The organism is Caballeronia fortuita, from assembly GCF_001544835.2.
Classification (GTDB): domain Bacteria; phylum Pseudomonadota; class Gammaproteobacteria; order Burkholderiales; family Burkholderiaceae; genus Caballeronia; species Caballeronia fortuita.
Map to the genome: position 1 here is coordinate 549,631 of NZ_FCNX02000001.1, position 19,151 is coordinate 568,781.

The window sequence follows — 19,151 nt, forward strand, 5'->3', positions numbered from 1 at the left end:
GCGCGACGAAAATGGCTCGGTCGTACGTCGCGGCGGCCCCCAACCGGGTCGTTTCGGGGCAATGATTGGTTGCATCCAACCGAGATGTCATGAATACCTCATCCAAAATTGGAAAGTATCATACGAGTATGTCGCCGGCTGCTCGTACCAAAATCGCTGTGCTCATACATTCACTTGGCCGTTTTGTCGAACTTCCATCGCTTGGTCGGTGGAGGTCCATGTCGAACGATGACCTGTGGATGCGCCTCGTCTCTCAAATATGCGTGCGTGGGTCCGCACGTGGAATGGATGCTGTCACCGGAAGCCGGGGGACAAAAGACTCATTCATCCAAGCGATTTCGCTTCATGATTGGCAGAAGAGGAACCTTGACGAAGAGTACTTCTCCGACATCTTGAAGCGCTTTAAGGCAACACGGTTCCACAACGAGGCCGCGAGGTCGTTGCGAAAGATTGCAAAGTGCGAAACTGCGATTCGAGGGGGAAAGGTGGTCCTGCTTGCCGAGCTGGACCAGTGCTCGGCGAATTCTGCGTTGCAGCGTGAGCACATCCTGAAGCGATGTCCCGTTCTAGGCTGGAAGAGCGTATCGGACTTTATGATTGAAACGGGAGTCTCCGACGACGTCATTGCACTCGACACCCGCATCGTGAAGCTCTTACAGAAGCACTTTGGCTACAACGTCCCGGTCGGTCGCGTACAGAGTTCGGAAGCACTCTACATGTCCCTCGAGAATGCGCTTCGGGAGGCGTGTGCAGAGGTCAAAGTTCCTCTCGCATTGCTTGACCGACTGCTTTTTCGCCTGTCGGGCATGTCGGTAATCGACTTCTTCATGAAGTACGGGGCCGCCGGCCTTGAATTCAATGCTGCGAGTATTTCGGAATAATCCGGCGAGAGCACTCTGGGCATGCTCCGAGGGATACGCGCGGCGTCGGCGTACCCGGCTGTAAAACCGGAATCCAACGCGACGGCATTCAAGGGAGGGTCGCCGGCAGGCTCATATGAGCTGAAAGAGCGTTACCAGAACCCCAGCCGCATCTGCGGGCTGCCCGCGCTGAGAGGCGACTTCCAAGTCTTAATGATTGCGAGACTCTCGACGTTGCTGACGAGGATGTAGAGTCCTACGGAGTGGAGGCGGCAGCACTCGGACGGCTGCTGCGCCCAACCGATGTTGATGCGGCAAGTTAGGAAGCTTTTGAACCAGTCGGATTCCGCGCGCGCCGCCTGGTCCAGACTCAAGAAGTAGCGAGCTTCCCGATAAATCTCGGCCAGCTTCTCATTTGTATCCAAAAGGCATGTGCATACCGCCAAACCATGGAGTGCAAGGCGATGCTCGTCGCTTAGTTTGGTATCGACGGCTACCCGAAGTTCTCTTTTGCATGTTGTGGGGGATATCGCATCTGTGTGACATTCGCGAGCCCGGAATATGTGCGGAAACGATGTTTATTGACGCTCCCTGCATCGCAACATCGGCCCGACACCGAATGCACGCTGCCAGTCGGACATGGGTAGGTCACCAACGGCGGCCAGTGCTCTCGAAGCGTCCGACGCTCGGCCTTGATACTCCGCGTTTGCGATGCAATGAAAGTGCGCTGATATGCGTAGCAAGGCCGGCTTGCCCGTCCATCACCGGGAGTTTCTTCCCGCCCGTTGATACATGGATTAGTCACCCTGACGATTTATGGACGTCGTCATCACGTGATAATCGTCCATCCGGCGACCACCATACCTATACATATTCTGCCTGCTGGTCCACCCATCATGATGACCATGAGACGGTTTTCCACGGCCTAACATATTTAGCCTCAAAGGCCGTTTCCCGTTCGACCCAGTTCGAACGATGATACGTGATGGGATTTGAACGACCGCAATCACTTTTTTTTGGCAGCGCCACCTGCGTCGGAGCGGGTTACTCGTCTCTGGAAACAATACGATTTGATTTGCCCTAGGTCGTCAGACGGCGTGCAGTCAGCGGAACCCGCTACTGCTCGAAGCGCACAAGCATGCGGCGACTAAGGTATCGCCCATTCGGGCCGACCCCCAGACGCACCGACCGAAGCTGTGAGTAGCTTTGCGCGTACCGCCCAAAAGCCCTTTGTCGAAGAAGGCCAACTTCCCGAGCATGACCCGCCTCGAAAGTTAGGTTTGTCTTCTCAGCCACACTCGCTCGACGCAGACGCGATGCTAGGAATGCAGAAGTACGGGACGACACCAATAATGGTGAATCGAATGCGATTGTCTTCGCCCGCGCCCGCCTTGCCAAGCGAACTACTTCTTGCAGTTGCGAAGCTAACCACTGGGCGTCACGGGGCCTGAATTGAGTACGAGGAAGATGTACGCGTAACGTTCGTCCGTACACGGAGGTCATCAAGAGCGATTTTTCTCTACGCACCCGAATAAACATGCTCAGCACGGTAAAACCCGCAATCGCTAGCAAGCCCACGCTGACTAGGCTAGACGGAAAAATGTGCTTTAGGGCCGCTGAAGCAGCTATCGACGCGAAAGCAACGAATGGCGCATTCAGACGTGCAAAGCCGACGAACAGAACCCGTTGGTACCGGCTCGCCAAGACGGCAAAGATGGCCGCATTCAATCGCTTCTTGGCGTCCCGCACGAAATCTCGAACAACTTCGGATGCCTCCGTACCTGTTATAGCAGGTGATTCCGCTTCTGGTTCGCGCGTGTGGGAATCCATTTTGGGCCGCTTGTTTGGATTAAGACCATTCGCCAAAGATGTCGATGAGCCGCCAAATGGCGAGCACCGACATTGACCATCGCGGCGTTGTGTCGCGTCGGGAAGCCTATCAAAAGTATTGAAGGCTATTTCACTCGAATCGGAATCCGATATCCACCTTTGTACGATACGGTCTCATCGACACGGATACAGGGCACCGAGCGCCCGTCGCCGAGCCGGCACGACGTAACGTCGAGCCGCCCGCCCCTGCTATCAAGATATGCGACCCGCTGTTCGAGGTCCGTCTTCTGCTGCTCAAGACGGGAAACGGACCACGCGGTCACTCCATACCATGTAGCCATCGCCGCCAGACTTACCAGTAACACGGGCGCGCAGATGCGTAGTACCGAAAACGTCGCGGCACGGTCAAGCGCCTTCATTGCCCTATCTGCTGCCAAGTTCGCCGATTCGACCCGAGAAGTGAGCGTCTTTGCTGCGACCTCGATTGTTGTATCGAGTTGACTTTTGACATCGGCGACGATTGCTGCGGGCATAGACCGGCTCTGCTGCTCAATGGCTGCGGTCAAGGATTTCATCGCTCTTACGGCATCGGCCGTCGACTTCTGGTCACGCATTGCTGCCTCAAGCAACGTTCCCAGCGCGTCATAGGCGTACTTCATGCCGTGGACTTCACCATTCATAATCAAAACCTCGGTCTATGCTTTTTTTTAAAGACAGTTGGCAGCTTCTCAATGCATGCCCGCGCTCTAACTCCATAGATTGCTGTTGCACTCTCCCGAAGTACGCCTCGCGGACCAGACTATGGTCCAGGAGCAGGTCCCTTATGTCTGGGACGAGCACGTAGCGGAGCCCCTGTTCCCGACTTAAATTTATTAGCAATCCGCCAGATGAACCTTGGAGGCCACCGTGCGAGACAGACACCAACGCTAGATAGGCCTTGTATGAGGCACGCGTCGCTTCGTCAATCACCTTCGAGACAGCATCCTTGGCGACCGATGACGTGAAGCGTTCTATTGTGGTGGCGGGAACAGTCTCATCCACGAAGTCGATATACGGCACCGCCCTGGAAACGAAGACACCTTCCTCTTCCGACGTCTCGATGTACCAATGAATCTCCCGAGATATGGTTAGCATGTGCTGGTCTGCGCCAAGTGCACGGGATAGGACTTCGCGCTTTGTTTCTTCCTTGATTGAGTCGTTTTTCTTGCGCTTGAACTCAAGCAGTCTCGTCACGCCCGTGTTTGAGACCATCAGGTCACCCAGACTTTCGTCTAGCGGTGTTTGCTGCATTAAGTTTACGCACATTGTCCGGACTGACCCGTGGCTTTCCTGCCCGACGGTAAGCCCAAGGCTGTATAAGAAATTGCCTATGACGATGTTCTCGTACGGTTCCATATTCGTTGACTTTCACCGTTCCCAAAGCACAGCGCAAAATCCAACTCGCGCACGACTTGCGCGTTTGAATGCAGTGCAGATTTGCTTAGCTGAATTGCTTGCTGACCGGGTAAACGGCTGAAGTTGGTGTATTCTTTAGACAATAGTTGTCGCTCCCGCGGACCCTTATATGACGTGGTGGGTTCGTATCAGGCTCACGAAGCAAACGAGCGTGCGGTTGGGGGACTTCGGCATCGCGAGGGACTGCTGCGACGACGATTTATCGTCGCCTCCGACGGGGCCCTCTGACAGCTGGCGCAACCGCTTGTAGTCGAACGCAATCGGATGGTTTTGCTCGCCACGCCACATCTGATTCTGCTGGCAGCGTCCGATGCCAGTTATCCAGCTCAGGAACATTTCGTTGATTGGACCGCGCAACATCCACCACTTCGAAGGGCAGCAACAGCGATGGTCGTCGACATATGGCCCGAACGTGCGGCCGACCAATCATCGTTGAGTGCGGCAGGCGGGCGAAGCATCGTGGCATCGGCAGTGCAACTCCGCATGTTCGTCCATGACTTTGGAGTGGATGTCGAGCAGGCCGGACTCTGTCCGAGAATTGACGGGTCAGGACCAGACCTGGTCACCATTGACCGACGCCTACCCGCTGACTTGGTCGAAACGCTGGCCGGCCGGGTGCCACGTAGGCGGTGGACCGCGACGTGCTTCGCATCAACTTTGCGAGGTCGAGCATCATTGATGGAAGGGAAGGCTGACGGGTGTTTGATATCAGCGACGTTCGCTCGCCTTGGTCTGCGGCGCTTGCGCCCGCAGAGGACTAACAGGGAAGCGGACTCGTCGGGTGACGACAAATGACCTTCGCTTCAGGCTCGGAATCTCTGCTGTTCACGCGCTGAGCGCAGAATGCAGAAGGCCGCTGAAGAAGATAGGCGTTGAGAATGAGCCCGGTTGCGACGGGCGTTGGGTTGAATTCGAGGTGTATCTTGCTTTACCGTGTTTCAAAGGTCCGCTCACGCGGCTTGGTGGCAGCGTTGCTCGATAGAACGTCTCGAAGACGAAGCCGAGTCGGTGCTCGCCGCGGGACGAACGGATTGCAATGTTGGAGGCTGAAGACAACGAGGGGGAATGGGGCTTCATGCCGTACCACCCGCAGCTTGAGACCACCACACCTATTCGCTACTCCTGGCGGCGCCCGGCGCTTCACTAGCGGCGGAACGCAAGCGCGCATCATTCTCCGTCGCGTAAGCGTCGGAGAACCCCCGAGGCATCTTTGTAGAGTAGAAAGCACCAACTGACGGTGCCTCCGTACTCATCGCTCCAGTCCACCTGAAGGCAATATTTCCCATCGTCGGAGACGGTCCAATGTCCGGACGCTCTGTGAATCGAACCGGCTTTGGAGCCCGGGCGCGGCAACCGGCTGATAAGCGCCGAACCATCGGCGTTGGTCGTCCGCCGGCGAACACCCCGCTTTGACCAATGCGTTCCATCTCGGAGTTCCGAGCATCGGAAAGAAGCTCTGCGCGGGTCAGCGGCGTCTGGGATTCTCCGGCTGAAGCCTGCTCTTTCATCAGTCGATTACGGTGAACTCATGCCGCGTAATGGCGATATTTGGCTTCGTCCACCTATTGACGAAGCGCGTTGGCTATCTGGCTATGGCATCGCGGCGCATCCGCCTCCGGTGGATTGACAACCCAGTTGCGTTTAGCTAATTTAACTCAATTCGTCGTCGCCCGCTTGGTCTCTCGTGCTGTTACAAGAGCAGTAGGCAAAGTAGACCGCAGTTGCGTTTGAGACCGGGCATTCTATCTCTCCCATAAAAGCCTTTTTGCCAACTTGAACGGGTGAGGGCAGCAGTTACTGGACGAATCTATCCAAACCGTTGGAGGGTTCGTGACGTCTGCTACTTCGCCATTTCCGTTAAATCTTGCGTCTCGCTTGTTCTTCTGCTGTACCTGCCAACGAACGTTAGTTGTCACTGATGTGTTGCCCGTTCAGCGCTCGAGCGTACCCCTCAGCTTCCACCTTGGTTTCTCGCTCCCCATAGGACGCGAAGGCCGCGCACGTTGCAATCGTGCAAAGTACAACAAGGACCCCGGATGGTTCTCTCGCGCGGTATGCACTGACGTGCCGGCGAGGACGGCATTCGTGACCTTTGCATCGAGAAGAGGTCGGAATGGGCGTTAAACGAAAGTTGTCGAACTTCTTGGATTTGGATGCCTACTCGAGCTTAGAGCAGCGAGCTATCATCGAAGACTTAGATGCTTATTCTGGTTACGCTAGGCCGGAAACCAGCGGCTGGATATCTGGTTCCTTTGAGCTGGCTAAGACTTCGCTGATTCCATCGTTGTTGCGACGATTGCATCTCGTCCTCCTGCTGCTTGAATGTTTTTTACAAGTGACCAAGCATAAGCTGACCGGTTTGAGGTGGGAGGGAAACCAATCGACATGGGAACGATTTATTGGAGCAATTTATTCACCTAGTTTTTTTGCCGCGTCAACCAGCAGGCGATACGAGCTAACACGTTGTTTAGTGCTCGCCCTGGAATGTACTGACTGGCGAGCGCCAAGAGACTGGGTGAAGCGCCACTACCCTGTTTATAATTTGACAACCGGTGCTATCGAGAGATGTCTTGAGCGCTACGAGTCTAGTGAATTAAAAGTGAAAGCTGTCCGTTTGTGGATGAACTGGCCTGGTTCAAACATCAAGGGTGACAGAACCTGGTTCGAACTGTTCGAGGTCAGACAAAACTTCGGGCAAAAATTTACACACGAGTTTCACGTCGCTTGCGCAGCATTCTTTTCTCGCAGACGGTCGACGCGAATTCCCTTGCAAAGGGAGTTACCTGCGTTTATGGCGGCCAACGTAAATCTGACGCTTCGAGCTAGAACGGATGGCGAAGCAAGCACGGATTTTTTTAGGGCGTTATCAGTCTACTATTTGAAGAACAAAAGCCCCAAATTAAGCATTGATTCGGCAGTAATAATTTGGCGATGCGAGTTTTTTACGTTCGCGAACAGTCTTATATCGCAAGGTATTTTCGCTGAGCCGGATGCTGGTATTCCGTCTCCCCCTGACCGCCATGTCGTCGGTTCGAGGACTCACACGAAAATTATCGACGGGATTGAAACACGGACCAAGACCGTAACGCCAATCGCACTTTTACCGTTAGCTGACGAGGAAGCATTGTCGGCGTTACGGGAGAGAGTGCAGCTAGATATTGATACCTTGCGGCAATGGGCGACGGCGAAGATTGACATCGTCTGGAAGAGGTATCTAACGCGCGTGAAATCTTGGCAATTAGGTCGTCCACATCCGCTTTACCGCCGCGAAACTCCGGCGGAGAATTCGGGAGGGAGACGTCCGAGTGCATTGGAAAACGCTGCTGCAACTTTGCACTACAACGGATATGTTTGCGCGGACGATTGCATCGACGAAAATCACTACAATCTGGAATCAATCTTTGGCGGAGATTCGCTGACGAATATCGCCCAAGCTTTGGGTTTGCCGACATTAGGTACACTGCTCCCGTTTGCCACGCTATTAGTAATCGAAAATAATGAGATTACTCCGGCCTTCTTAGAGACATCAGAGCTATATAGCAAGGATGGTTCGAGGACCGGCTTTGGCCGAACTCAAGGTGGATACTTTGTTCGTGGATTCAAGCATAGGAAAGGGAAAGGCCAAGCGGAGCAAACACTCTTGGTCAACAGCGCATCTGCACGCACGCTATTACAGATTATTTGCCTGACTAAGGTATGTAGAGAATACCTAAAGAAACAAAAAAATGACAGCGCGCATTTCTTGTTACTGTCAACCGGGAGAGCTTTCGGTTATCCGACGAGACTTCGGCGCACTGTCGACATGATTGGTTCGGACAGGAGTAGGCGTGATCTCTCCCTGGAGTTTGTGAATTTAGCTGGCTGCAGCAAAGAATATGCAGATTACCTTGTGACGGGCTTTGGGCTCAGCCCAATCCGAGCGCAACTGGTTACCAAGCTTTACCTCGACACGCATGACACTGCAGAGGTAGCTCGGGCGTTAGGGCACAGCCGATTTCGATACAGGCAGGTCTGTCGATATGTTCCAGAGAACGTGGTCAATTTCTTCATGGAGCGCTGGGTAAGAATTCACCAGACTCGATTTGTCGTCGAAGCGCTCGTAGATAGCCCCTATCGATTAGTGGCGAGTGGGCTCGCAAACGAAAGTGAGCTTGTGCAGTTCATGGAGAATCATTGTACTGATTTGCATCAGACGGAAAGCTTCTCCAACGACGGGCCACCCGGTGTTCGCGAACGCTTGAAAGATGCTACGACGTTAATCGGTATTGATGCCGGTGTGATGACGGTACTTTGTAGTATTTCCGTCGCTTGTGCTGGTGGGAGCCGGGTGCCGAGTGCTCGGGCGAATTTTTGGGTGGAGGTCGCCGACCCATTGATAGCGGAAATCGAGTCAATACGCGAGATAAGGCCAGACTTGGCCAGGTACTTGGATGAAGGGCGCGCCTTGGCAGACGCCGCACTTGTCGAGGAGATTATCTTTGAGTGACCTACCTCTTGACATCCAGGCCTTCATAGTGGAACAAGAGCGCTCAAGAGAAGAGCGTTATCGACAGGCCTCGTTCTTGAAAAGCGAATACGAAAATCCAGTCTGGACTTGCGATTTTGGCACAAAAGGGACTTTTGAAATTGACTGGCGGGTAAAGCTCTCCGATGGCTCGATTCTCACGGAAAGAAAGAGGTTGTGGGATTCATTGCGAATGTTTTTATGCGTTCAAACAAATCCCGATGCCTCTAGGAAGAGTTTCGAGAAATCCGACGCGAGGTCTTATTATTTAGTCCGACAGGCGATGGATGTAGTGGATTATTTATTGCTTAATGATGCATCGTTGTGCCTCCATAGTTACGGTTTAAACGCCCTAACCGTTTCCGATATGCAGAGAATGCTGGAAGCGTTCGCCAAGTCATCGTCCATAAGAAGTGTTGTTGACTGGTCGTCTCGTTTAGAAAAAACTCTTTACGACGGTATCGCGACTTTAACGTGGGACGATATATGCGGTGCAATGAGTCACAGTCGAAAAATCGCTGAAGTGCATGTACCCGACGAAGACCGAGAGCTGCACTTTGACGAGCGCGAGATTGTCTTTTCGCGGATATGGCTTTGGCGTGAACGTGCCAATAGCTCAGGAAGTTCGAGATGGCCCTATCGGGTTAAGCCAAGTTCTAGGTTCCTTTGCTCGAGGATTTTCGACGGAACAATTGGTCTATGCAAAGCGAAATTTTCTCTTCCCGAGGAACTATGCTGGGCGCCGAAGGAAAGCTACGTAACCGAGTATCCCCGGGCTTCTGTACAGGCAGAGCGATTTGACATCGAAAACGGGCGGTCGTTAACGACTATGGAGGACTTCCTTCGGGTTGTGAGACGGCTACGAATGATATCCGTGAAAGGAAACAAGGTTCCTCAAGCCGCTCTTAAAGCACTCAAAGATGCGCGAGCAGCAAAGCTGATTTCATCACCGAGAATTGGTCATTTTATTATCCCTGCGGCTCAGCATGTGAAGTTTGCCTTAGATAAGGCAGTTCGTTTTTTTAAAGAACATGTGCCGCATATCCTTGAGAGCTATGCAGCAGTTGTCTCTGCCTCGTACGCGGCTGGAATGCCGTGCTACAAGTTTGCAACAAGCTCGAACGTTCTAAAACATATCGACGATAGAACTCGCCTTTTAGGAGTAAGAGTTTGGCATCTGGCGTTTGATACTTCTGGAACCGGTCGTTTGAGAGACCGGGAGAAGGTTCGGCCGAGTGCATCCATTTTTTTCGACGCTTTGAGAAACAACGAAGGCCTCGTAGAACTCACGAAAATCGCGTTTGGTGCATGTTTGTTTATCGTCGGAGCACTTACTGGCCGGCGTCAAGGAGAGCTCGAGGACCTTATCAGCGGCAAATGCATTGACCCAAAAATGCACCGGATGACATTCGAAAATCGGAAGAGTGGCGCCTCTGGTGTAAGACAAAGCCTAACAAGGCCAATTCCACCGCTTGTTACCGAAGTCATAAATTGCATTCAAAGTTTTCACAAGAAAATGCAGCTGATCGGGTCGTTCGGTGAGAACGTAAAGATTTTTTCTAGCCCTACTCGGTTTGGAAACTGCGTGATTTCTCAAGTAGCAATGGGTGTACTTCTTGACCGTTTTATGGACTACATCGAGTTGCCTGCAAACAACGAGGGGACTCGCTCTTATATTCGTCTTCATCAGCTTAGACGGTTCTTCGTAAGCGACTACTACCGGCGGCGCGGAGGTACTTTGGGCACGTTATCGTGGTACCTCGGTCATTCGGACCCTCGTCAAGTTGATGCTTACCTGGACATAGATTACGGTCCGTATGAGCTTGAGCGGTCGCAGGCTCACGTCGCAGTTGAGAGCCTTCAAATGTATGACAACAGTCCGTATGAAAGGCTTAGAGACCTGATTGAGGAAAAATTCGGAACTAGGGCTGCCGTTATCGACGAGGCCGACGCCGTTGAAGCATTCTTGATTTCTAAGCGACACGATTCAAAATTTAGAATTATCAACGACGTGCTTGAGTTCAAAGGAGTTGGAACCTTAAGGGCTCATTTAATATTGGAGGGTAAAAGTGGATGATTTGGAAAGTTTGATACCGTCCATAGTCGCTGAGACCACGTCAACTAAGCGCCTTCTATTGCTGCTGCAAATCGCGGCTCAGCATCCTAGTCTGTTTGCAACGAGGGAGGCTTTGCGTAAATCCGTCGTGTCACAAGGAGCGTTGGCACGATTTGGCGATGAATCACTCAATATCAGCCCTTGCAGTTTGAATACGCTCAAGGCACATGCACGTGCCGAACTTGGTGGAGGATGGGCAGCCTTAGAGCACGCCAGACACTCTGCTCAGTTTGCGCTCACTGAACGCCTAGCGAATGAGCACGGAGAAGTGACACCTGGTCGTGGGACGAAGGCGGAACTCGAGAATAAGCTGGCACGTCTTACTCATCGTTGTGAACAACTCAAGAGTGATAACTGGCAACTCGTGAAAGCGGTACGACGCCTTTTGAGCAACGCGGAGAGCATTATCGAGCAATTTCCGAACGATGCGGTCGCTAAACAAGTGAAGACCGAGCGCGCGGAGATTTTGGCTATGTTTAGTTTTCTAAAGCAGCCACTGGTGGTGCACGATGAGTCGAAAAAAGAATAGCGTTACCACGCACGATAAGGAGCTAGTGGTAAAACTCAAGGGGCATGTTGAGTATTTCTCCCATTTGAACCTCGACAATGAGCCTGTTTTTGGTGATGCGGTAAACCACTCGATTTTGAATTGGCCTGATGGCCGCTTGTGCTTCCCCGTAACAGCCTTTCTTCAACAACAAGCGGAGACTAGTTGTTCCACTGCAATCGATGGAAGCACGGTGAGGACAAAAGCATATCACCTGTCTCACCTGGTCAGATTCTGTTACAAGAGTCAAACTGACTTCGCGGATTTGACAAACGCTCAGATGATGCTGTTTAGCAATAATATGCTTGTTGAAAGAAAGATTCCCGGCCACCTAGATAGTGCAAAAGTGCGCAATGGCTCGGTTCCTTTCGAAATTTGCCGCGATTGCCTTGATTTTTTAGAGTATATCGGTGAGATACATGGGATGCCGAACTTCGTTTCCAAAAACGGGCAAATTAGGGCGGAGCGGGTAACTAAAACGCACACTAATCCTACTACAGGCCTTTCGATAACTTATCGTTCATGGGTTAGCGAAATTCTGCCTGAACGGGGTGAGGTCCGCACTCGCCAAGCAATAAGCGATGAAGTTCGATTGAAATTAACATCAGCAGTGCCGCTTGTTATCGATGATGGATACTTTGATATCTATCGAAAGCGTAGATTGCACGTGAGTTTGAGGTTATTGAGAATTCTCGGCTGTCGGCGCACGGAGTTGGTGCTTCTTAAAGTGGCTGATTTCGAGTGCGCTGCAAGGATGCTGAAGCCTAAGATAGAGGTTGTAACGTTAAAACATAAGAAAACAGAGACCAGATTTGTTGAGATAAATCAGGTAGATATTAGAGAGGTTCTCAACTTCGCAAAAATTTTTAGGTCGGCGGTAATCGAAGCGACATGCGGTAAAGCCAACGATGATGGCTATCTGCTGATAAGTTCGCGGAGCGGAAGGAAGCTTAAAGGGAATACTGTCACACAGCTCTTAGGTGAGTTGAGGTCAGCCGCCGACGTGCCAGAGCAAGCCTGCGCCCACATGTTTCGAAATCTTTTCATCGTAGAGCGGTTGTGCATATTGATGGAGCACCATCAAATTTTGAACAAGGACGCGTTCAAAAGAGCGCTTATAGACCAGCACACTTTGCTCAAAGAGGTAATGAAAGAGACAGGGCAAACAAGCATGCAAACTGTCCTTCGATATTTGGAGGGCGCGGAAGCCAAGTTAGCCAAACTAGACGCGACAAAGATGAGCGTCCGTGCTGACTTGCTCGAGCAGTCGTTGCAGCGTGCTCAGGAGCAACACAAACTGCGATTGTTGGAAGGCGTGTCCGAATTGGTCTCGTTACGAATTTTGCAGGATGCAGTCGACGCTGCACGGCAGGAGGCGAGCGATCTTGCGCGGTCTGCCGGTCGAACGAAGTAAGCGTCGTATCGTGAAGATTTTGCGGTCAATGCGGCATGACAGTTGTCAGTCGATTTTGCGCTGTGGATAACCTTAATTAAGTAAGATAAATCAATGGGCTAGAAGAATTTTGACAAGTACCGTTAAAAGCGAAGCAATAAATTCGTCCAGGAACAAGACGCCGAGATGCGCGAGCGTGATTTCGCCCGGCTGCGGCGGATTGCGCCCGCCGACGAGCGCCGCCGAACTCGACGAATGATGCGGCGCGCGAAACGGCCGTCGACGCCAGTGCTCGGGCGTGAAGCCGATCGAGCTCGCCGATAGGATCGCAGCTGAGGTCAGCGCTTCGTCGTCGTTCATCGGCGGAAGAAGGCCCGGCAGACGCGCCGCGAGCATCGACTTGCCCGCGCCGGGCGGCCCGACCATCAGCAGATGATGCCCGCCCGCCGCCGCCACTTCGAGCGCACGGCGCGCGGCGGGATGGCCGATCACGTCGGCGAGATCGGCGCACGGCGCGGCGACCGGAGGAAGCGGGGCAGCGTGCATCGGGCGCAAACGCGCCTCGGGGATGCCGTTCAGATGCGCGCAAAGCGTGGGTAGATCCGCCGCGCCGAAGACCTCGATGCCTGGAACCAGCGCCGCTTCCGCCGCGCTCGCGAGCGGCACGTATATTTCGGGGATTCGCGCGGCGGCATCGCGCATCGAAGCGTAATGGCGTGCCGCGCCGCAGACCATCGCGAACGCGCCGCGCATCGGACGCAGCGCGCCGGTCAGCGACAGTTCGCCCGCGAATTCTCGATGTTCGAGCGACTCGGACGGAATCTGTCCGCTCGCCGCGAGAATGCCGAGCGCGATCGGCAGATCGAAGCGGCCGGTTTCCTTTGGCAGATCGGCGGGTGCGAGATTGACGGTGATCCGCCGGACGGGGAAATCGAAGCCGCAGTTCTGCAGCGCGGCGCGCACGCGTTCGCGGCTTTCGCGGACTTCGAGATCGGGCAGGCCGACGATGGAAAACGACGGCAACCCGTTGGCGAGATGGACTTCGACGACGACTTCGGGCGCGCGCCCAGGAGCGGGCGCGCGGCTGCGTACCACGGCAAGCGACATGATTTCACCTGAAACGGCGCGCGGACCGCGCCGGCAATAAAACTAGAAACTCACGGCTCGCTAGCCGAGGTATGCATAGAGCGTTGGCTCGTTAGTCCTGCGCGGCGGCGCTTCCGCCCGCGAGACGCTGCTCCAGTTGCGCGACGCGCTTTTCGAGTTCTTCGAGACGCGCGCGCGTGCGTACGAGCACTTGCGTTTGCGTGTCGAATTCCTCGCGCGTCACGAGATCGAGCTTCGAAAAGCCTTGCGAGAGCATCGCCTTCATATTCCGTTCGACGTCTTTCGCGGGCGAATTCTTGAAGAGATCGCTCATCTTTTGCTGCAAATCGTTGAAAACGTCGTTGGGCTGCTTCATCGTTTCTCCCTTCTTGCACAAATAAAGTGCATTCATTGTTAGGTCAGTGCCCCGAATTATCGAATGTTCGATATTGGTGCGCGCCGCCGATTGCGCCAACGCGCCACGAGGCACCTCTGAGGCGCCGCGATTTTAGCGCCGCCGCGCGCTCGCGTTGTCCGCCCGCGCCCCTTTTTGCGGGACCTTGAGACCACTCTAGCAATGAACCTACCCCGGCGCCAGCACGCGCGCCGCGCGTTGGCCGTTCGGCAGACCCTTCGCACGAAGGTTTCGCAAAATCGCGCGAACCCGCGTGAATACTCGCATGGCATATGAGTTGCATAAGTGGCGCGACCTTTTCTGCACGCTTCAATGGACGGCATCGAAGGATCAGCACACCACAGCGAGGGATACATGAAGCTCATTACCGCAATCATCAAGCCGTTCAAGCTGGACGAAGCGCGTGAAGCGTTGTCGGCCATCGGCGTCTCGGGCATCACGGTGACCGAGGTGAAAGGCTTCGGGCGACAGAAGGGACACACCGAGCTCTACCGCGGCGCGGAGTACGTCGTCGACTTTCTGCCGAAAGTGAAGATCGAGGCGGCCGTCTCGGACGACATCGTCGATCAGGCAATCGAAGCCGTCGAACGCGCCGCACGCACGGGAAAGATCGGCGACGGAAAGATCTTCGTCACCGCAATCGAGCAGGTCATTCGCATCCGCACCGGCGAGACCGGCGCCGACGCGCTCTAACAAGAAATTGGCGATAAGAGGAACCAGAAGAATGCGTAACTTTTTGATGTCACTGTTGGTGGCGGGCGCGCTGATCGGCGCGAATGCCGGCACCGCTCTCGCTCAGGATGCGTCCGCGCCGGCCGCTGCCTCGGCACCCGCTGCAAGCGCGCCGGAAAGCGCAAACACCGCGATGGCTTCGTCGGCTCAGGCTGCGTCGGCGGCAGAAGCTGCGTCCGGCGCATCCGCCGCATCCGATGCCGCGCCCGCCGCACCGACCGAGCCGGTCATGGTCGATTCATCGAAGATCAGCTCTGGCGACACCGCGTGGATGCTGACTTCCGTCGCACTCGTGCTGTTCATGACGATTCCGGGCCTCGCGCTCTTCTACGCCGGCATGGTCCGCAAGAAAAACGTGCTCGCGACCGTCATGCAGAGCTTCGCGATCTGCTGTCTCGTGACGATCCTCTGGACGATCGTCGGCTACAGCATCGCGTTCACGCCGGGCGGATCGTTCCTCGGCAGCTTCTCGCGCGTGTTCCTGCACGGCATGGCCTACATCAAGGGCGACAAGGCGACGACGCTCACCGTGAGCCATCTGGCCGTGACGATTCCCGAGTCCGTGTACTTCGCGTTCCAGCTGACGTTCGCGATCATCACGCCGGCGCTCATCACCGGCGCGTTCGCAGATCGCATGAAGTTTTCGGCGATGCTCGTATTCATGGGGCTGTGGTCGCTGATCGTCTACTCGCCGATCGCACACATGGTCTGGGAACCGACCGGCTGGCTCGCATCGGCGGGCGTGCTCGACTTCGCGGGCGGTACGGTGGTTCACATCAACGCCGGTATCGCGGGTCTGATGTGCTGTCTGGTGCTGGGCAAGCGCGTCGGTTACGGCCGCGAAGTGATGGCGCCGCACAACCTCGTGCTCTCGCTGATCGGCGCATCGATGCTGTGGGTGGGCTGGTTCGGCTTCAACGCGGGTTCGGCGGTCGCGGCTGACGGCCGTGCCGGCTTCGCGATGCTCACGACGCAGATCGCCACCGCGTTCGCCGCATTCGGCTGGATGTTCGCGGAGTGGATCACGAAGGGCAAGCCGTCGGTGCTCGGCATCATCTCGGGCGCGGTCGCGGGTCTGGTGGCGGTGACGCCGGCATCGGGCTTCGTCGGCGTGACGGGCGCGATCGTGATCGGCATCGTAGCGGGCGTGGTCTGCTTCTGGTCGGCGACGTGGCTCAAGCACAAGTTCAACTACGACGACTCGCTCGACGCGTTCGGCGTGCACGGCGTAGGCGGGATCATCGGCGCGCTGCTGACGGGCGTGTTCGCGGTGAAGGACATCGGCGGTTTCGACGGCAGCGTGCTCGTGCAGGCAAAGGGCGTGCTCGTTACGCTGGTCTACAGCGGCGTCGTCAGCTTCGTGTTGCTGAAGATCATCGACATGACCATGGGCTTGCGCGTGACGGAAGAGCAGGAACGCGAAGGTCTCGACGTCACGCTGCACGGCGAACACGTCGAGTAAGTCTCACGCGGCACATGGCGCGCCGCGAGAGGGCGCGCCGTGTGTGTAAAGAACGAGCGCAGCTACTTTGCCCGCCTTCACGGCGGGCATTTTTTTGGCCGCTTCACGTTCGTCATGTTTTCGTCCAGCGAAGACGCGCGGTGTATCGGACCGATAGGCGGAAAAGAGCACAGAAGGTCGCGCGGCGCGGGCCGAAACCCTTGCCAATTGGCGGTTCATACCCAATTAGGCAAAGCAATTGCTCTACAATCTTTTCTCTTCCGTCCGCGAGTAATACATGGTTCCGCACCTTGTTACGGCGTTAAGTGGCCCGCTGCTCGACCTCGAGCGGAAAATTCTCGAGGCCATGCCCGCTATCGAGCGCTGGTTCCGGCTCGAATGGCAAGAGCACACGCCGCCGTTCTACTGTTCCGTCGATCTGCGCAACGCGGGGTTCAAGCTCGCGCCCGTCGACACCAATCTCTTCCCCGGCGGCTTCAACAATCTGCCGCAGGAAGTGTTGCCGCTCGCGGTGCAGGCGGCGATGGCGTCCATCGAAAAAATCTGCCCCGACGCAAAGAATCTGCTCGTGATTCCCGAGCGCCATACGCGCAACGCGTTCTATCTCGAGAACGTCGCGCGGCTCGCGCTCATCATGCGGCAAGCGGGACTCAACATCCGCTTCGGCACGCTCGATGAAAACATCCACGGGCCTGTGACCATCGCGCTCGCCGATGGCCAGAAGATCGTGCTGGAACCGCTCGAACGCACGCCGCGCCGTCTGGGACTCAAGAACTTCGATCCCTGTTCGATCCTGCTCAACAACGATCTGTCCGCAGGCATTCCGCCCGTGCTGGAAAACCTGCACGAGCAGTATCTGCTGCCGCCGCTGCATGCCGGCTGGGCCGTGCGCCGCAAGTCGACGCATTTTTCCTGTTACGACGATGTCGCGAAGAAGTTTTCGAAGCTCGTCGAGATCGATCCGTGGATGGTGAATCCGTATTTCGCGCACGTTGAGGGCGTCGATTACGAGGCGCGCACGGGCGAGGAAGCGCTCGCGGAAGCCATCGACGGCGTGTTGAAGAAGATCGCGAAGAAGTATCGCGAGTACGGCATCAGCGAGCGTCCGTATGTCGTCATCAAGGCGGACGCGGGCACGTATGGCAAAGGCGTGATGACCGTGCACGACGCGAGCGAAGTCGCCGCGCTGACCAAGCGCGAGCGCACGAAGATGAACGACGCGAAGGAAGGTCTGCAAGTCCACGACGTGATCGTGCAGGAAGGCGTGCATACGTTCGAACGCGTGGAGAATGCGGTCGCGGAACCGGTCGTGTACATGATCGACCGGTATGTGGTCGGCGGCTTCTATCGCGTGCACGATTCGCGCGAACGCGATCAGAACCTCAACGCGCCGGGCATGCATTTCGTACCGCTCGGCTTCGAACACACCGCGCTGCCGGACACGCACGCGAAACCGGGCGCCGCGCCGCCGAACCGCTTCTACATGTACGGCGTGGTGGCGCGGCTCGGTTTGCTCGCGGCATCGGTCGAACTGGAAAAGACCGATCCCGAAGCGATTCAGGTGTGACCGGTGCAAACAGGCGGCTTGCGGTAAGCTCGCAGGCCGCGCACCGAACTAGCAAATCGTCATGAACATCCTCTTTATCGCCGACCCGCTCGATCGCTTCAAGATCTACAAGGACACGACCTACGCGATGATGGCCGAAGCCGCGCGCCGCGGCCACGTGCTCTACGCGTGCGAGCCGCAGCATCTTGCATGGACCGGCGCGAAGGTCGAGGCGAGCGTGCGGCGCATCGCGATCGTCGGCGACGAGGCGAACAGCGATCGCTGGCCGTGGTATGCGGCCGAGCAGGCCGAATATCTGCCGCTCACGCATTTCGATGCCGTGCTGATGCGCAAGGACCCGCCGTTCGATCTGGAGTACGTCAACGCCACCTGGCTGCTGGAAATCGCCGAGCGCAACGGCGCGCGCGTGTTCAACAAGCCGCAGGCGATCCGCGATCACTCGGAGAAGCTCGCCATTGCGGAATGGCCGCAGTTCGTCACGCCGACGCTCGTCACGCGCGACGCCGCGCGTCTGCGCGCCTTCCACGCCGAGCACGGCGACGTCATCCTGAAGCCGCTCGACGGCATGGGCGGCATGGGCGTGTTTCGCGTAAAAGCGGACGGCATGAATCTTGGATCGATCGTCGAAATGCTGTCCGAAGACGGCGCGCGCACGGTGATGGCGCAGAAGTTCATCCCCGAAATCAAGGACGGCGACAAGCGCATTCTGGTGATCGGCGGTCAGCCGGTGCCGTATTCGCTCGCGCGCATTCCGCAGGGCAGCGAAGTGCGCGGCAATCTCGCGGCGGGCGGTCTCGGGCGCGCGCAGCCGCTGTCGGCGCGCGATCGCGAGATCGCGGAAACGCTCGGTCCGGTGCTGCAGGCGCGTGGCCTGCTGCTCGCCGGGCTGGATGCGATCGGCGACTATCTGACCGAAGTCAACGTCACGAGCCCGACGTGTTTTCGCGAAATCATGGATCAGACCGGCTTCGACGTCGCGGGCATGTTCATCGACGCGCTCGAGCGCGCGGCGCGCTGAGTCGGCCGACGAACGGAACGCGCGCGGACAGCGCGCCAAACTCACTCTTGCGAGACTGTTAGAATTGACTTCCCGGCGTCCCGGCTTTTGGGGCGCGATTGCGTCTCGAAGTGCGACTGGGCATCTAGGCGCAGGGTCAAGGAAGCCACAAGGCGGTTGTTTTCGC

13 protein-coding genes and 1 pseudogene are annotated in these 19,151 nt (G+C 56.0%); 9 read left to right on the plus strand and 5 right to left on the minus strand.

The genetic code is table 11. The annotated features are described in order from the left end of the window. The first annotated feature begins 218 nt into the window (after positions 1-218). Complete coding sequence (locus tag AWB77_RS02600) at positions 219-881, plus strand: 8-oxoguanine DNA glycosylase (protein ID WP_061132804.1); 663 nt, start codon at positions 219-221, stop codon at positions 879-881. A 1,934-nt stretch (positions 882-2,815) separates the two neighbouring features. On the opposite strand, the gene AWB77_RS02610 is transcribed toward AWB77_RS02600, so the two are convergent. The 3 genes from AWB77_RS02610 to AWB77_RS37385 all read right to left on the minus strand — a co-directional run bounded on the left by AWB77_RS02610 (position 2,816) and on the right by AWB77_RS37385 (position 5,498). Next, complete coding sequence (locus AWB77_RS02610; RefSeq protein ID WP_061132806.1) at positions 2,816-3,370, minus strand: hypothetical protein; 555 nt, start codon at positions 3,368-3,370, stop codon at positions 2,816-2,818. Continuing rightward, entirely contained in the window at positions 3,360-4,085 is a 726-nt protein-coding gene (locus tag AWB77_RS02615) for a hypothetical protein (RefSeq protein WP_061132807.1), read from the minus strand. Before AWB77_RS02615 ends, AWB77_RS02610 begins: the two co-directional genes overlap by 11 nt. A gap of 1,227 nt (positions 4,086-5,312) precedes the next feature. Then, positions 5,313-5,498: a DUF995 domain-containing protein gene (locus AWB77_RS37385; RefSeq protein ID WP_157694733.1), complete on the minus strand. Its 186-nt coding sequence runs from the start codon at positions 5,496-5,498 to the stop codon at positions 5,313-5,315. 760 nt (positions 5,499-6,258) lie between these two features. Between AWB77_RS37385 and AWB77_RS35550 the strand changes: the two genes are divergently transcribed. The 4 genes from AWB77_RS35550 to AWB77_RS35565 are packed head-to-tail and all read left to right on the plus strand — an operon-like array spanning position 6,259 to position 12,726. Continuing rightward, positions 6,259-8,631 (plus strand): hypothetical protein, encoded by a 2,373-nt coding sequence (locus AWB77_RS35550; protein WP_157694734.1) that lies wholly within the window; start codon positions 6,259-6,261, stop codon positions 8,629-8,631. After that, positions 8,624-10,726 (plus strand): site-specific integrase, encoded by a 2,103-nt coding sequence (locus AWB77_RS35555; RefSeq protein WP_157694735.1) that lies wholly within the window; start codon positions 8,624-8,626, stop codon positions 10,724-10,726. Before AWB77_RS35550 ends, AWB77_RS35555 begins: the two co-directional genes overlap by 8 nt. Further along, positions 10,719-11,294 (plus strand): hypothetical protein, encoded by a 576-nt coding sequence (locus tag AWB77_RS35560; protein ID WP_157694736.1) that lies wholly within the window; start codon positions 10,719-10,721, stop codon positions 11,292-11,294. The genes AWB77_RS35555 and AWB77_RS35560 overlap by 8 nt, the downstream gene beginning before the upstream one ends. A gap of 25 nt (positions 11,295-11,319) precedes the next feature. Next, positions 11,320-12,726 (plus strand): site-specific integrase, encoded by a 1,407-nt coding sequence (locus AWB77_RS35565; RefSeq protein WP_157694737.1) that lies wholly within the window; start codon positions 11,320-11,322, stop codon positions 12,724-12,726. Positions 12,727-12,867: 141 nt separating this feature from the next. Here the strand turns inward: AWB77_RS35565 and AWB77_RS02640 are convergent. Together AWB77_RS02640 and AWB77_RS02645 are read right to left on the minus strand one after the other, a co-directional pair. Then, positions 12,868-13,812, minus strand: a pseudogene (locus tag AWB77_RS02640) (YifB family Mg chelatase-like AAA ATPase); the annotation flags it as partial. Between the two features lie 91 nt (positions 13,813-13,903). Continuing rightward, complete coding sequence (locus tag AWB77_RS02645) at positions 13,904-14,167, minus strand: accessory factor UbiK family protein (protein WP_061133134.1); 264 nt, start codon at positions 14,165-14,167, stop codon at positions 13,904-13,906. 393 nt (positions 14,168-14,560) lie between these two features. Between AWB77_RS02645 and AWB77_RS02650 the strand changes: the two genes are divergently transcribed. The 4 genes from AWB77_RS02650 to gshB all read left to right on the plus strand — a co-directional run bounded on the left by AWB77_RS02650 (position 14,561) and on the right by gshB (position 18,985). After that, positions 14,561-14,899 carry a P-II family nitrogen regulator gene (locus AWB77_RS02650; RefSeq protein ID WP_014190273.1) on the plus strand — a complete coding sequence of 113 codons (339 nt, stop codon included), beginning with the start codon at positions 14,561-14,563 and terminating at the stop codon, positions 14,897-14,899. 31 nt (positions 14,900-14,930) lie between these two features. Next, positions 14,931-16,400, plus strand: coding sequence for an ammonium transporter (locus AWB77_RS02655; RefSeq protein WP_061132812.1), 1,470 nt, complete (start codon positions 14,931-14,933; stop codon positions 16,398-16,400). Between the two features lie 277 nt (positions 16,401-16,677). Further along, positions 16,678-17,967 carry a glutamate--cysteine ligase gene (gshA, locus tag AWB77_RS02660; RefSeq protein WP_061132813.1) on the plus strand — a complete coding sequence of 430 codons (1,290 nt, stop codon included), beginning with the start codon at positions 16,678-16,680 and terminating at the stop codon, positions 17,965-17,967. A 61-nt stretch (positions 17,968-18,028) separates the two neighbouring features. Then, positions 18,029-18,985, plus strand: a complete 957-nt coding sequence (gene gshB / locus AWB77_RS02665; protein ID WP_061132814.1) for a glutathione synthase — start codon at positions 18,029-18,031, stop codon at positions 18,983-18,985. Positions 18,986-19,151 lie beyond the last annotated feature (166 nt).